2 protein-coding genes are annotated in these 13,792 nt (G+C 68.0%); one reads left to right on the forward strand and one right to left on the reverse strand.

From position 1 onward, the window contains the following. The gene (gene dsbG, locus C3F42_RS06915; protein WP_094010583.1) at positions 1-759 is read left to right on the forward strand and encodes a thiol:disulfide interchange protein DsbG; all 759 of its coding nucleotides are present in this window, start codon (positions 1-3) and stop codon (positions 757-759) included. A 55-nt stretch (positions 760-814) separates the two neighbouring features. Here the strand turns inward: dsbG and C3F42_RS06920 are convergent, their stop codons facing one another. Beyond that, on the reverse strand, positions 815-13,762 hold the full coding sequence (locus tag C3F42_RS06920; RefSeq protein WP_104444219.1) for a non-ribosomal peptide synthetase: 12,948 nt from the start codon (positions 13,760-13,762) through the stop codon (positions 815-817). Between the last annotated feature and the right edge of the window lie 30 nt (positions 13,763-13,792).

Below are 13,792 nucleotides of genomic sequence, written 5' to 3' on the forward strand. Positions count from 1 at the left end.
ATGCGATTGAATGCGCTGCTGCCCCTGACCCTCGCCCTGCTCGCCGCCCCCTCGCTGCAAGCAGAGGAACTGCCCAAGGCGATCCAGCAACTGCAAGCCAAGGGCGCCGTGATCAAGGGCAGCTTCGACGCCCCCAATGGGCTGCGCGGCTATGCCGCCGAGTACCACAACAACGGCATCGCCCTGTACCTCACCCCCGACGGCAAGCACGTGCTGGTCGGCAGCCTGTTCGACGAGCAAGGCAAGGACCTCAGCGCCGAGCCACTGGAAAAACTGGTGTACGCACCGATGAGCAAGGCCGTGTGGGCGAAGATGGAAAAGACCGCCTGGATCCAGGACGGCAAGGTCGACGCGCCGCGTACCGTCTACCTGTTTAGCGACCCCAACTGCCCCTACTGCAACATGTTCTGGCAACAGGCCCGTCCTTGGGTCGAGTCAGGCAAGGTGCAGCTGCGCCACATCATGGTCGGCATCATCCGCGAGGACAGCCCGGGCAAGTCCGCCGCGCTGCTCGCCGCCAAGGACCCGGCCAAGGCCTTGCAGGAACACGAGAAGGCCGGCAAGGCCAGCACGCTCAAGGCACTGGACAAGGTGCCGGAGGCGGTACAGAAGAAGCTCGAGGCGAACCTGGCGCTGATGGAGGAACTGGGCCTGGCGGCAACCCCGGCGATCTTCTATCAGGACGAGCAGGGGCAGCTGCAGAGCCAACAAGGCGCCCCGCGGCCGGAGATGCTCGGGAAGATCCTCGGCAAACGCTGAAAACCATCGCGGGGCAAGCGGCACAGAGTCGATGCGACTTGCCCCGCGATGACCGTTACAACGCCTCCAGCTCCGCCATCAGGTCGCTCAACCTATCGACCTTGGCGTCATCCAGCGCGCTGTCCTGCAGCCCGCGCACATAGTCCGCCAGCTCTTGCACCGTACTGCACTCGAACATCGCCCGCAGCGGCACGTTCAACTGCAGGGCCTTCTGCACCCGCGATGCGATCTGCGTTGCCAGCAGCGAATGCCCGCCCAGCTCGAAGAAGTTGTCGCGCACACCCACCCGCTCGGCCTTGAGCACATCGGCCCAGATCCCGGCGAGGGTCTCTTCAAGCTCGTTGCGCGGCGCCAGGTAGGCCTGGCTGTGCTGGCCACCGATATCGATGGCCGGCAGCGCCTTGCGGTCAAGCTTGCCGTTGGCGTTGTGCGGCAGGCTGTCGAACCAGCCCCAGTGCAGCGGCACCATGTACTCCGGCAACTCGGCGCGCAGGCGCTGCTTGAGCTGGTCGAGCAGCGCGGCGTCGGCACTGACGCCCTGGTGCGCCACCAGGTAGCCAACCAGATGCTTGCCGTTGACGCCTTCCTGCACGCCCACCGCGGCATCGCGCAGCTCCGGCTGTTCGTGCAGGCGCGCCTCGATCTCGCCCAGCTCGATGCGGTAGCCACGGATCTTCACCTGATGGTCGATACGCCCGACGTACTCCAGCACGCCATCCGGACGGCGCCGCGCCAGGTCGCCGGTGCGGTACAGGCGCTCACCAGGCGCACCGTACGGGTGCGGGATGAACGCCTGCGCCGTGCGCAGCGGGTCGCCGACATAGCCACGGCCCACACCGGTACCAGCGACGCACAGCTCGCCCACTGCGCCCAGCGGCACCAGGGTCTGGTCCTCGCCGAGCAGGTACAGGCGGTTGTTGTCGGTCGGCGTGCCTATCGGCAGGTAGCTGCCCTGGGTCGAGGCGGCATCGACGCGGAAGAACGCCACGTCGTCCGAGCACTCCGCCGGGCCGTAGGCGTTGACCAGGCCGATGGCCGGGTAGCGTTGCAGCCACTGCGCGGCCAGCTCGGGCGGCATGGCCTCGCCGGTCGGCAGCATCCAGCGCAGGCCATCGAGCGCCTGGTGATCGTTGGCCAGCATGCCCTGGATCAGCGACGGCACACTCTCCAGCACGGTGATGCCGGTGGCCTGCACATGGCTCAGCAGGCCTTGCGGATCATGGGCGATGGCGTTCGGCACGATCTCCACGCGGGCCCCGAACAGCGGCGCGGCGAGGAACTGCCACACCGAGATGTCGAAGCTCTGCGAGGCGGTCTGGGCAATTACGTCCTGCTCGTCCAGGGCCAGGTACGGCACCTTGCTCAGCTGATTGTTGAGCATGCCGCGCTGCTCGACCATCACGCCCTTGGGCAGGCCGGTGGAGCCGGAGGTGTAGATCACGTAGGCAAGGTTGTCCGGAGCGCTGTGGATGCCAAGGTTGTGGCTGGCCACGTTGCTTGCCTGCACGTCTTCCCAGACCAGCAGCTTCGGCCGCGCCGCGCCTGCCACTTCATCGAGCAGCTGGCGCGCCTGCTCGGCGCAGGCCGCGCTGCACACCAGCACCGGCGTGCGGCTCAGCTCGACGATGCGTTGCAGGCGCGCCGCCGGCAGGCCCGGATCCAGCGGCAGGTAGCCGGCGCCGGCCTTGAAGCTGCCGACGATCATGCCCAGCAGCGCCAGGCCGCGCTCGGCCAGCAGCGCCACCGGTTGGTCGATAGCCACGCCAGCCGCAACCAAGGCATGACCCAGCCGGTTGGCCGCCACGTTCAGGCCCGCATAGTCGTAAGCGGCCGTCTCGCAACGGGCGACGGTGCGCTGCGGATGCGCGGCCACCCGTGCCTCGAACAGCTCGACGTAGCTCTGCTCCAGCGCATAGTCATGCTCGGTACGGTTGCAGTCCTCGAGCAGGAAACGTTGTTCGTCGGCCCCCAGCAGCGGCAGCTCGCCGACCTCGCCCTCGAAGCCCTCGACCAGCGCCAGCAGCAGGCGCTTGAATTCGGCGAGCAGGCGCTCGACGGTCGGGTAGTCGAAGTAGCGCTGGTCGAACGACAGGTGCAGGCCCAGGTCATCGCCCGGGTAGCACACCGCGGTCAGCGGGAAGTTGGTGTGGGTCCGGCCCGAGTCGGAGCTGGCGTCCAGATGCTGGGCGTGGTCGAGCACCGCAGTTTCCACCGGGGCGTTCTCGAACACGAACAGGCTGTCGAACAGCGGCTGGCCCTTGGGCAGTTCGCTGCATTCCTGGATCGCCACCAGCGGCAGGTACTCGTATTCACGCAACTGCATGTTGCGATCGAGCAAGCCCTGCAGCCACTGACGCACGCTGCTGCGCTCGCCCGGCTGCGGCAACTGCACGCGCAGGGCGATGCTGTTGATGAACAAGCCGACCGTGCGCTGCATCTGCGGCAGGCTCACCGGGCGCCCGGCCACGGTGACGCCGAACACCACGTCGCGATCGCCGCTGTAGCGCGCCAGGGTCAAGGCCCAGGCCGCCTGGGCGAAGGTGTTGACCGTCAGTTGGTGGGCCTGGGCCAGTTCACGCAGGCGGGCGCCCTCGCTCACTTGCAGGCGGGTGTAGCAGTCACCCACGACCATGCCGTCACCGGCGTGGTCATGGCGCAGCGGACGGTCGCTGGGAATCGCCGTGGCGCGCTCGAAGCCGGCCAGGTTGGCCTGCCACCACTGGCGCGCCTGGTCGAGATCCTGGCGCTGCAGCCAGCCGATATAGTCGCGGTAGCGCGGCGGTACCGGCAACTGGGCCTGGCGCCCTTCGCCCAGGGCCTGGTAGATCTCGAAGAAGTCGTTCATCAGCAGCGAGCGGCACCAGGCATCGATGAGGATGTGGTGGTTGCTCATCATGAACCAGTAACGCGCATCGTCCACGCGCACCAGGCGCAGGTGGAACGGTGCTTCGCGCAGCAGCTCGAAGCCGGCCTCGCGCTCCTCCTTGTGCAGCGCTTGCAGGCGCGCTTCCTGGGCGTGCTCGTCAAGGCCGCGCCAGTCCTGGTAGTCCACCGCGGTCTTGCCGGGTTTGTGGATGATCTGCAGCATCGCTTCGCCGGCGTTCCAGCTGAACGAGGCACGCAACGCCTCGTGGCGCGCCACCACCGCCTGCCAGGCCTGGGCGAAGCGCTCGGGGTCGAGGGCGCTGTTGATGCGGTAGCGGTCCTGCATGTAGTAGATGCCGGTGCCCGGCTCGAGCAGGGTGTGCAGCAGCAGGCCTTCCTGCATCGGCGTCAGCGGGTAGACGTCCTCGATCTCGGCGGCCGGGATCGGCAGCGTGTCGATCTGCTCCTGGGTCAGTTGCGCCAGGGGGAAGTCCGAGGGGGTGAAGCTGCCGTTGCCGTCCGCCAGGCAATGGGCGACCAACGCCAGCAGCTCCTGGCGATAGGCCTCGGCCAGACGGGCGATGGTCGCCTCGTCATAGCGCTCGGCACTGTAGCTCCAGCGCAGTTGCAGTGCGCCGCCGTAGACCTGGCCATCGACGCTCAGCCAGTTCGGCAGCGGCGCATCCAGGTCATGGGCCAGGCCCACCGGGGCGTCCAGCGGCTGGAACAGTGCCGCCTGGTCGAACTGTTGGTCGAACTGACCGAGGTAGTTGAAGGTGATCCGGGCCTGGGGCAAGGCGGCCATGCGCTCACGCCCTAGCTCGTCGGCCAGGTAGCGCAGCACACCGTAGCCCTGGCCTTTGTGCGGCACGTGGCGCAGTTGTTCCTTGATGCGCTTGATCGACGTGGCGCGACCAACTTCGCCATCAGCCATTACGGGGCTCAGGCTCAGTGGGTAGGCGTTGGTGAACCAGCCGACGCTGCGGGTCAGGTCCATGTCCTCGAACAGACCATCGCGACCATGGCCTTCCAACTGCACCAGCACCTGCTCGTCGCCGCTCCAGTGGCACAGTGTGCGCGCCAGGGCAGTCAGCAGCAGATCGTTGACCTGGGTGTGGTAGGCCGCCGGCGCCTGTTGCAGCAGTTGGCGGGTCTGTTCCACGTTCAGGTCGATGGCAAGGCTGCGGGCATGGCGGTGCAGGTTGCCGCCTTGAGGGTGGTCGCAGGGCAGTTCGCGACGGGCGCTGCCCAGTTGCGCTTCCCACCAGCCCAGCTCGTCGCGCAGCGAATCGCTGCCGGCATAGCTGGCCAGGCGCGCCGCCCAGTCGCCCATGGCATGGGTCTTGGCGGCCAGGGTTTCACCGCGGTACAGCGCCTGCAGGTCTTCCAGCAAGACGCGCCAGGACACGCCATCGACCACCAGGTGGTGGATCGCCAGCAGCAGGCGCTGGACGCCCTGGTCATCACTGACCAGTAAGGCGCGCAGCAGCGGCCCCTCGGCCAGGTCCAAGCTGCGCTGCACATCGGTATACAGTGCCTGGCAGTCGTCGAAATCGCTCACCGTCGCGGTCCACAGCAACGGCTGTGTGCTCGGCTGGGCGTACTCGGCCTGCCAGCGGCCGTTGGCCTGGCCAAAGCGCAGGCGCAGGCTGTCGTGGTGTTGCACCAGCGCGGCCAAAGCCCGCTCCAGCGCCTCGGCCTGCAATGGCTGGCGCACACAGAGCAGCACCGCCTGGTTCCAGTGCTGCGGTTGCGGCACTTCGCTGTCGAAGAACCAGTGCTGGATCGGCGTCAGGCCGGCGCTGCCCTGACGTGCGCCCTGCTCGATAGCGCTCGGCGCCTCGCTGCGGGTCACCACTGCCGCCAGGGTCTGGATGGTCTGGTGCTGGAACAGGTCACGTGGGGTGAACTGCAACCCCAGCTGGCGGGCACGGCTGACCACCTGGATCGACAGGATCGAGTCGCCGCCCAGTTCGAAGAAGTTGTTTTGCACGCCGATGCGCGGCAAGTTGAGCACCTCGCGCCAGATCTGCGCCAGCTGGCTTTCCAGCTCGTTGGCCGGGGCCTGGTAGTGCTGACGCGCCTGCTCCAGGTCCGGGGCCGGCAACGCTCGGCGGTCGAGCTTGCCGTTGCCCATCAGCGGCAGGCTGTCGAGCAGCACCAGGTGCGCCGGCACCATGTAGTCGGGCAGGTGCCGGCGGGCATCGGCCTTTACCGCCTCGCGCAGCAGGGCCTGGGCCTCGCCGTCGGCGCTCGCCTGTGGGCACACCAGGTAACCCACCAGTTGCCTGCCGCCCGGCAGGTCGAGGGCCAGGACCACTGCCTCCTCGACGTCGGCGTGCTCCTGCAGGCGGCTCTCGATCTCGCCCAGCTCGATACGGAAGCCACGGATCTTCACCTGCTGGTCGGCCCGCCCGACATACTCCACCAGGCCATCGGCGCGCAGGCGCACCAGATCGCCGGTACGGTACAGGCGACCGCCGGCATGGCTGAACGGGTCGGCGACGAAACGCTCGGCACTCAGGCCCGGACGGTCGTGGTAGCCCTGGGCCAGGCCGGCACCGCCGACGTACAGTTCTCCGATGCCGCCTTGCGGCAGCAGCGCCAGGTCCTCGTCAAGGATATAGGCGGTGCGGGCACCGATAACCCGGCCGATCGGCACACTGCCGGCGTCGACCGGTATCTGCTCCGGTGCCAGGCAGGCCAGCGGCATCACCACCGTTTCGGTCGGGCCGTAGGCGTTGAAGAACTGTTGCGGCGCAAAGGCCTGGCGGATGCGTTGCAGGTGCTCGCCGGTCAAGGCCTCGCCACCGGTGATCACCAGGCGCACCGGTAATTGCTCGCCCTGCCCGGCCAGGTACTGGGCCAACTGGCTGCCGTAGCTCGGGGTGAAACCGAGCACACTGACTTGCTGCTCGCGCACCAGCTGGCAGATTTCCTCGGCGCCCCACTGGCCCTGGGCACGCAACACCACGCGGGCACCGCACAGCAGCGGCACCAGCAGGCGCTCGCTGGCGGCGTCGAAGTTGATCGAATAGAAGTGCAGCTCGCAGTCGTCGCTGCGCATGCCGAACTCGGCGATCACCGCCTTGCAGTGCATGGCAATTTCACCGTGGCTGACCACCACGCCCTTGGGCTTGCCAGTGGAACCGGAGGTGTAGATCAGGTAGGCCTGGTGCTGCGGCAGGTTGAGGTTGTCCAGGGCGGCGTCGCTGTAGGCGGAAAGGCTCGCGGCATCGTCCTCCAGGCTCCAGCGGGCAACGCCTGGCGGCAGTTCGCCCAGGGTGTCGAGCAACGCCCGCTGGCCGATCAGCAGGCCCAAGCGGCTGTCCTCGATCATGTAGCGCAGGCGGTCGAGCGGGTATTCCGGGTCCAGCGGCACGTAGGCGCCACCGGCCTTGAGGATGGCCAGCAGGCCGACCACCATCTCCAGCGATCGCTCCAGCGCCAGGCCTACCCGCACCTGCGGGCCGACGCCGCGCTCGCGCAGGGCGCGGGCCAGGCGGTTGGCCTGCTGGTCGAGCTCGGCGTAGCTCAGGTGCTGGCCGGCGAAGGTCAGGGCCAGGGCCTGCGGGGTCCGCTCAGCCTGGGCGGCGAACAGCCCGTGCAGCGTTTGGTCCAGTGCGAAGTCCTGCTCGCCCTGCAGCTGGCCGATCAGCACCTGCTGCTCGGCTTCAGCCAGCATCGGCAGTTCGCACAGGCGCTGCTGCGGATCGTCGATCAGCGCCACCAGCAACTGCTGCCAGTGCTCGGCCATGCGCGCGATGCGCGGCTCATCGAACAGGTCGCGGCTGTAGGTGAAGCAGCAGCCCAGGCGGCCATCGAGGTCGGTGACCTCAAGGTACAGGTCGAATTTGGTGGCGCTGGCGTCGTTGACCAGGTAATCCACCTGCATGCCCACCAGTTCACGGCTCTGCTGGAAGGCCCAGCGCTGCACGTTGCACATCACCTGGAACAGCGGGTTGTAAGCGCTCGAGCGCGGCGGCTGCAAGGCCTCGACCAGTTGCTCGAATGGCAGGTCCTGATGCGACTGGCCATCGATGATGGTCTGGCGCACTTGGTCGAGCAACGCGCCGGCGCTCATCTGCCCGTCCAGTTCGCAACGCAGCACCTGGGTGTTGAGGAAGGCGCCGATCAACCCCTCGCTTTCCGGGCGAATACGGTTGGCCACCGGCGCGCCGATGCGCAGGTCGCGCTGGCCGCTGTAGCGGTGCAGCAACGCGGCCAGGGTAGCGGTCATGGTCATGAACAGGGTCAGGCCGCGCTGGCTGTTGAAGGCGTGCACGCGCTTGACCAGCGCCGGATCCAGGTCGAAGCGGTACAGCTCGCCGCGGTGGCTCTGCACTGCCGGGCGTGGACGATCGGCGGGCAGCGCCAGCACCGGATGCTCATCGCCCAGGCGGTCCTTCCAGTAGGCCAGCTGGCGATCGCCCTCGCCGCTTTCCAGCCACTGGCGCTGCCATACGCTGTAGTCGAGGTACTGCACCGGCAGCGGCGCCAGCGGCGACTCGCGCTCGTCGACGAAGGCCTCGTACAGCTCGCCCAGTTCGCGGGCGAAGATGTCCATGGCCCAGCCTTCGGTGACGATATGGTGCAGGGTCAGGACGAAGTAGTGCTCGCGCTCGCCGGCCTTGACCAGGCAGGAGCGCAACAGCGGACCGCGCTCCAGGTCGAACGGCTGGTGCGCCTGGTCGTCGGCCAGTTGCTGCAGGCGTTGCTGGCGGGCCTCGCCGGCCAGGGCGCTGAAGTCATGCCAGTGCAGTTGCACGTGGCTGTGATCGGCCACGCACTGGTAAGGCTTGCCGTCGATGCTGGGGAAAGTGGTGCGCAGGGTTTCGTGACGCACGATCAACGCCTGCAGGGCGCGCTCGAAGGCATCCACATGCAGCAGGCCCTGGAAGCGAGCCATGCCGCCGACGTTGTAGGCGGGGCTATGCGGATCCATCTGCCAGAGGAACCACATGCGCTGCTGCGAGTACGACAGCGGCACCGCCTGGCGGCGGTCGACACGGGCGATGGCACCTTGCAGGTTGTGTGCGCCGCAACCCTGCAGACGGGAAATTTCGGCGCAGAACGCGCCCAGCTCGCTGGCCTCGAACAAGGCCTTGAGCGGCAACTCGACATCCAGCGCCTGGCGAGTGCGCGAGACGATCTGGGTGGCCAGCAGCGAGTGGCCGCCGAGGGCGAAGAAGTCATCCTGCAAGCCGACCTGCGGCCGGCCCAAGACCTCGCGCCAGATCGCCGCGACCTGTTGTTGCAATGCACTTTGCGGCTCGACATGTTCATGTTGCTGCCAGACCGGTGCCGGCAGCGCCTTGCGATCGACCTTGCCGTTCGGCCCCAGGGGCATCTGCGCAAGATGGATGAGTTGTGCCGGCACCATGTAGGCCGGCAGGCGCTCGGCCAATGCGGCCAGCAGCGCCTCGGTCTGCTCGACACCGCTGTAATAGCCCACCAGCTGGGCACCGACGGCATCCTTGTGGATCAGTACCAGTGCCTGGGCGACACCCGGCTCGGCCAGCAGCACAGCCTGCACCTCCTCCGGCTCGACGCGGAAGCCGCGCACCTTCACCTGCTGGTCGAGGCGCCCCAGGTACTCCAGGGCCTGGCTCTGCACATGCCAGCGGGCGCGGTCGCCGCTGCGGTACAGCCGTGCGCCGTCGCCATCGGGCTGCGGCACGAAGCGCTCGGCGGTCAGCCCAGGGCGGCCGAGGTAGCCGCGGGCCAGGCCCGCGCCACCCAGGCACAGCTCGCCGGGCACGCCCGGCGCGGTCAACTCGAACTCATCGTCCAGCACCCGGCACAGCACGTTGCCCAGCGGGCGGCCGATAGGCGAGCGCTCGCCGTCATGCGCCTGGCAGTGCCAGTGGGTGACGTTGATCGCGGTTTCAGTCGGACCATAGCGGTTGTGCAGTTGCACCTGTGGCAGCAGTTGCAGCACGCGGTCACGCAACGCGGCGGACAACGCCTCGCCACCGGAGAACAACCGGCGCAGGCTGGTGCAGCCGGCGGCCAACGGCTCCTGGACGAACACCTGCAGCAACGGCGGGACGAAGTGCAGCGTGGTCACCGCGTGTTGCTGGATCAGTTGGGCGATGCGCTGCGGATCGCGATGTTCGCCGGGGCCAGCCAGGACCAGCTTGCAACCGGTGACCAGCGGCCAGAAGCACTCCCACACCGACACGTCGAAGCTGATCGGCGCCTTCTGCATCAGCACGTCGCTGTCAACCAGCGCATAGCTGGCCTGCATCCACTGCAGGCGCTCGGCCAGCGCCGCATGGGTGTTGCCCACGCCCTTGGGCTGGCCGGTGGAGCCGGAGGTGTAGATCACATAGGCGAGGTTGTCGCCGTGCAGGTGCAGGCCGGGGGCCTGGCTTGGCCAGCTGTCCAGGTGCAACTGGTCGAGGGCGATGGCGCTCACGCCTTCGACCTGCGGCAGTTTGTCGAGCAGGCTGCTGTGGCTGAGCAGCAGGCCGGCCTGGCAATCACCGAGCATGTAGGCCAGGCGCTCGGCCGGGTAGTCGGTGTCCAGCGGCACGTAGGCGCCACCGGCCTTGAGAATGGCCAGCAGGCCGACCAGCAGCTGCGGCGAACGCTCCAGGGCAATCGCCACGCAAGTGTCCGGACCGACGCCCTTGTCGCGCAGGTAGTGCGCCAGGCGGTTGGCCTGCTGGTGCAGTTCGGCATAGCCCAGTTGACCGCCCTCCCACACCAGCGCGGTGCGCTCGGGGCTCAGGCGCGCCTGTTCGTTGAGTTGCTCGACCAGCAGGCGCGGCGCGCTCACCATGGGCGCCTGGCCCCACTCGAGCAGTTGCGTCTGGCTGTGTTCGTCGAGCAGGCGCACCTCGCCAATGGCCAGCTGCTGCTCGGCGCAGACCTGTTCGAGCAAGGCCAGCAGATGGCTGGCCAGGCGCTTGACGGTGGCCGCCTCGAACAACCCGGCGGCGTAGTCGAAGGCCAGCGTCAGGCGGCCCTGGTGGTCTTCCTCGCTGTGCAACTGCAGGTCGAACTTGGCTTCGCGGCTGTGCCACGGCAGCTCTTCGGCGAGCAGGCCGGGCAGGCGACGCAAGGCCGACAGGTCGCGTTGCTGGTGGTTGAACATGACCTGGAACAGGCCTTGTTCACGGGCCTGCGGCAGCGCCTCGAGCAGTTGCTCGAAGGGCAGGTCCTGATGGGCCTGGGCCTCCAGGGTGGCTTGGCGCGCCTGGGCCAGCAGCCCGGCGAACGGCAAGCGGCCGTCGAGTTCGGCGCGGAGCACCTGGGTGTTGATGAAGAAGCCGACCATGCCCTGGGTTTCCAGGCGCGGACGGTTGGCGTTGGGCACGCCGACGCGGATGTCGCCCTGGCCGCTGTAGCGGTGCAGCACAGCCTGCCAGCCGGCTAGCAGGACCATGAAAAGGCTGGCCTGCTGCTCGCGGGCCAGGTCCTTGAGGGCGCTGGTCAGTGCCGCAGGTACCTTGAGGCTGTGGCGCGCGGCGCGGCTGTGCTGCTGGCTGGCGCGGGGCTGGTCGGTGCACAGGTCGAGCACCGGCAGTTCGTCACCCAGCTTGTTCTTCCAGTAGTCGAGCTGGCGGGCGCTTTCGCCCTCGGCCAGCCACTGGCGCTGCCACTGGCCGTAGTCGGCGTAGCCCAGCGTCAGTTCGGGCAGTTGCACGGCCTGGCCCTGTGCGGCGTACAGGCGAGCGAACTCATCCAGCAGGATGTTCAGCGACCAGCCGTCGGCGACGATGTGGTGCAGGGTCACCCACAGCTGGTGCTCTTCGTCGTCCAGGCGCGCCAGGGTCACCCGCAGGAGCGGGCCCTGGCGCAGATCGAACGGCTGCTGCGCCTCATCCTCGCGGCGCGCGGCCACCTCGGCGGGAGACTGCCCTTCGAGGTCCAGATGACGCAGGGTGAACGCCTGGCTCGGCAGGATGCGTTGCACGGCCTGGCCATCGACTTCGTCGAACAACGTGCGCAGGGATTCATGGCGTGCCACCAGGGCCTGGAAGCTGGCCTGCAGCGCCGCGACATCCAGCTCGCCGCGCAGGTGCAGCCCGGCGGGGATGTTGTAGGCGGCGGACTGCGGCTCCAGCTGCCACAACAGCCACAAGCGGTTCTGTGCCAGTGACTGCGGCAGGGCCTGGTCGCGGGCCTGGGTTTCGATGGTGCCGGCGGCGCTGCCACCTTCGGCGAGGACGGCCGCCACGGCGGCGCTGTATTCGGCCAGGGTCGGTGCTTCGAACAGGGTGCGCAGGCTGAGCTGGATGCCCAGTTCGTCGCCCAGGCGCGCGGTCACCTGGGTGGCCGCGATGGAGTTGCCGCCCAGCAGCAGGAAGTGATCGTGCGCCGCCACCGCCTCGACCTTGAGCAGCTCACGCCAGATTCCCGCGATCCGTACCTGCAGGTCGTCACCGGCCACGCCATTGCCCTGCTCCGTCTGCGCCATCGGGAAACGCGCATAGATATCCAGGCTGCCGTCGTTCATGCGCAGGCGGCAGGCCGAGCGCTGCAGCTTGCCGCTGGAGGTCTTGGGCAAGGCGCCCGGGTTGAGCAGCAACACCACGGCCGGCGCCTGGCGACAGGCATCGGCAGTGACCCGGCGCAGGGTATTGATCAGCGCCTCGGGCGTGTGCGCCTTCTGCACATTGCGGCTGATCTCCACCGCCACGCCGATGCCCTCCTCGCCCTGATCGTCGACGGCGAACACCGCCACCCGGCCCTTGCGCAGCACATCGACTTCACGCTCGAGGGTCTTTTCCAGGTCCTGCGGGTAGATGTTCTGGCCACGGACGATAAGCATGTCCTTCAAGCGCCCGGTGACGAACACTTCGCCATCGCGCATGAAGCCGAGATCGCCGGTGCGCAGCCAGGTCTGGCCGTCACGCTCGACAAAGGTCCGGGCGCTGGCCTCGGGGTTGCGCCAGTAGCCTAGGGCGATGCTCGGGCCGCCGGCCCAGATCTCGCCGACCCGGTTGTCCTCCAGCACCTCCAGGCGCTGCGGGTCGACAATGCACACCGCATGGCCCGGCTGCGGGTAGCCGCAGCTCATCAGCACGCTGCCCTGGCCGGGCTCGGCGCGGTTGGCGGCGAAGGCCTCGGCATCCAGCTCCAGCGCGCCGATACCCTGGCCACGGCGGCTGCCGCTGACGAACAGGGTGGCCTCGGCCAGGCCATAGCTGGCGAAGAAGCTGCTGGCGGTGAAGCCGCAGGCGGCAAACTTTTCAGCGAAGGTATCGAGACTGTCCTGGCGGATCGGCTCGGACCCCGAATAGGCCACGCGCCAGCGGCTCAGGTCCAGGCCGGCGAGCGCGGCCTCGCTGACCCGCTCGCTGCACAGCCGGTAGGCGAAATCCGGACCGCCACTGATGGTGCCGCCGTACTCGCTGATCGCCTGCAGCCAGCGCAATGGCCGGGCGAGGAAATAGCCCGGCGACATCAGCACGCAGGGCACGCCACTGAAGATCGGCTGCAGCAGGCCACCGATCAGGCCCATGTCGTGGTACAGCGGCAACCAGCTGACGATCACGTCGTCCGGATTCAGATCGATGCCGAAACCGTGGCGAATCAGCTGTTCGTTGGCCACAAGGTTGCCATGACTGACCTGCACGCCCTTGGGCAGCGCGGTGGAGCCGGAGGTGTATTGCAGAAAAGCGATGTCGCTGCCTTCCAGCACCGGCTCGTGCCATTGCGCGGCCAACTGCGGATCCAGGCTGTCCACGGCCAGCAGGCCCGGAGCCTTGGCGCCAGCCAAGGCGTCGAGACCCTGCAAGCTGTCTTCCAGCGCCTTTACCGTCAGCAGCAAGCGCGGTTCGGCGTCGTCGATGATCGACAGCAGGCGTTCCTGATGGTGCTGACGCGACGACTCCGGCGGGTAGGCCGGCACGGCGATCACCCCGGCATACAGGCAGCCGAAGAACGCCGCGACGTAGTCCGGCCCACTGGGAAACAGCAGTACGGCACGCTCGCCGAACCCGGCCTGCGACTGCAACGCCGCCGCGATGGTCCGTGCGCGCTGGTCGAGGTCCCGATAGCTGAGCACTGCCTGCTCGCCGGGCGCATCGGCCAGGAAGCGCAAGGCAATGCGCTCCGGGGTCTGGGCGGCGCGTTGCGCCAAGGCCTGGACCAGCGAGTGCGGGAGTTCGAAGGCGTCCGTCATGGAATGTTCCTGCCAGTGTCTGGGTGAGTC

It is taken from the genome of Pseudomonas sp. PONIH3 (assembly GCF_002934345.1).
In the GTDB taxonomy this organism is placed as follows: Bacteria; Pseudomonadota; Gammaproteobacteria; order Pseudomonadales; family Pseudomonadaceae; genus Aquipseudomonas; species Aquipseudomonas soli.

Bases quoted from the DNA above. Each gene is read 5' to 3' on its own strand.
- dsbG (WP_094010583.1), top strand. From the start codon at position 1: ATGCGATTGAATGCGCTGCTGCCCCTGACCCTCGCCCTGCTCGCCGCC.
- C3F42_RS06920 (WP_104444219.1), bottom strand. From the start codon at position 13,762: ATGACGGACGCCTTCGAACTCCCGCACTCGCTGGTCCAGGCCTTGGCG.